The organism is Candidatus Methylomirabilota bacterium, assembly GCA_036001065.1.
Lineage (GTDB): Bacteria > Methylomirabilota > Methylomirabilia > Rokubacteriales > CSP1-6 > MNEF01.
The window spans coordinates 1-1,937 of sequence record DASYUQ010000083.1 but is presented as its reverse complement, the minus strand read 5'-3'; the positions used below and the strand labels follow the sequence as shown (position 1 = coordinate 1,937).

4 protein-coding genes are annotated in these 1,937 nt (G+C 69.5%); 2 read left to right on the top strand and 2 right to left on the bottom strand.

The genetic code is table 11. From position 1 onward, the window contains the following. Positions 1-755, top strand: a 755-nt coding sequence (locus VGV13_07530) for an SDR family oxidoreductase (protein ID HEV8640931.1), incomplete at its 5' end; no start/stop codon positions are given. Between the two features lie 38 nt (positions 756-793). On the opposite strand, the gene VGV13_07525 is transcribed toward VGV13_07530, so the two are convergent. Next, positions 794-1,231, bottom strand: a complete 438-nt coding sequence (locus VGV13_07525) for a type II toxin-antitoxin system VapC family toxin (GenBank protein ID HEV8640930.1) — start codon at positions 1,229-1,231, stop codon at positions 794-796. Beyond that, positions 1,228-1,488 carry a hypothetical protein gene (locus tag VGV13_07520; GenBank protein HEV8640929.1) on the bottom strand — a complete coding sequence of 87 codons (261 nt, stop codon included), beginning with the start codon at positions 1,486-1,488 and terminating at the stop codon, positions 1,228-1,230. The genes VGV13_07525 and VGV13_07520 overlap by 4 nt, the downstream gene beginning before the upstream one ends. A gap of 275 nt (positions 1,489-1,763) precedes the next feature. On the opposite strand from VGV13_07520, the gene VGV13_07515 reads away from it, so the two are divergent. Further along, on the top strand, positions 1,764-1,937 hold a 174-nt coding region (locus VGV13_07515; GenBank protein HEV8640928.1), incomplete at its 3' end, for an aconitase family protein.

The following is a 1,937-nucleotide window of genomic DNA, read 5'->3' as shown; positions in this document are numbered from 1 at the left end:
TCACCCTCGAGAAGAAGACCGCCATCGTCGTCGGCGCGGCGAACGGAATCGGGCGCGCGACCGCGCTGGCGTTCGCGGCGGCCGGCGCCCGCGTCGCCTGCGCCGATATCGAGGAGCCGGGCGCCAAGGCCACCGCGGCCGCGATCGAAAGGGGCGGCGCGCAGGCCCTGCCGGTGCATCTCGACGTCACGGACGGTGCCAGCTGCCGCGCCGCCGTCGCTACGACCGTCGATCGTTTCGGCGGTCTTGACGTTCTCCTCTACGGCGCGGCCGACAGCGATCGGACCGCCACCGTGCTGGAGATGGACGAGGCGGCCTGGGATCGGGTGATCCGGATCAATCTCACGGGCGCGTTCCTGATGGTGAAGGCGGCGATCCCCGCGATGATCGCGCGCGGTGGCGGCAGCGTAATCCTCATCGCGTCGCAGCTCGGCCGGGTCGCCTCGCCCGGGCGCCCGGCGTACTGCGCGACCAAGGGCGCCCTGATCCAGCTCGCCAAGGTGCTGGCCACCGACCACGCCGCCCAAGGCATCCGCGCCAACACGATCTCGCCGGGCGCCGTCGAGACCCGACGCATGCTCCGGCGCTGGAAGGACATGGACGAGGCGCGCAAGATGATGGGGCCCAAGCACCTGCTCGGCCGGCTCGGCCTGCCGGAGGAGATCGCCCGCGCCGCCCTCTATCTCGCCAGCGATGCCTCGGCCTTCATGACGGGCAGCGACCTGCTCATCGACGGGGGCTACACCGCGATCTAGTCAGCGCGACTGCCCGAGGAACAGCTCGTCGGCGCCCTCTACCGCGGCGTGACGGTCATGGGCTTCAACCGGAAGTGCCGCGCGGCCGCTGACATGTGGCGATCGTTCGTGTAGATCTCCGGGAGACCATGCTCCTGGGCACAGATCAAATGCAGCGCATCGGCCGCCCGCAGGAACACCGGCCGCGGCAGGCGCGCGAACGCCGCCGCCGCCCTTGCCGCGAGCGCGGTGGTGAGGGGAAGCCACGTCCATAGGCCCTGGCCGCAGTCGTCGGCGAACTGGGCCATCACCTCGCGGAACGCGCCAGCATGGAATGCGCCTTCGCGCAGCTTCCGATGAAACACCGCGGCCACTTCGATCTGTCCGATCACGGCGCAGCGTACCTGCCCCAGCGACTCGGCCAGCCGGCGCACGGCCTCGCTCTCCGGCTCGTCCAGGTAGAACTTCGCGATGTACGAGGAATCGAAATAGCTCACGAAGGCGACGCGCGCTCACGATCCTCGGAGATGATGGCCGTGCTGTCGGTCCCTCGGCCGAGCTTTCCCCTGAGGCGTGCGTATCCCGGCCGAAGCCGGCGCCCCCGGAACGGGTTGGCCGGCCTGACGTCGAGGACCGCCTCGAGCCGTACCAGCGGCTTGCCGCGCTCCGTCACGGTGATCGCACCGAGCTCGGCGGCCTTGCGCACCCAGGCGCCTGTCCGCTGATGCAGCTCTCTGATCGAGATGGTCTTCATGTGACCCAATGTGACACATCTGGGAACTCTTGCGCAACCGGCCAAGGTCGCGGAGCAAGGCCGGAGGCCTGTCAGCGGGCGCGGCGCACCCTCCCCCGGCGCGTAGACACCGCGGGCGACGAGAAATAGGCGGGTGGGGCGTGGCGCTGAGGTCGGTCATGTACGGGCTTCCGCGCCGCGATCAGGCCCGCGAGCTCGGCAATCGGGAGGTCGGGGAGTTCAGTGGTCATGGAAGTTGGCCTCGTGCCGGGTATGATACGCGGTGGAGGAATCACATGGCACGCACGCTGCTCGACAAGGTATGGGAGGCGCACACGGTCCGGACGCTGCCGTCCGGGCAGACCCAGCTCCTGGTGGGCCTGCACCTCATCCACGAGGTGACGACGCCGCAGGCCTTCCAGATGCTCAAGGAGCTGAAGCTCAAGGTGCGCATGCCCGAGCGGACCTTC

Coding starts and splice junctions, on each gene's coding strand:
- VGV13_07520 (HEV8640929.1), bottom strand. CDS start 1,488: ATGAAGACCATCTCGATCAGAGAGCTGCATCAGCGGACAGGCGCCTGG.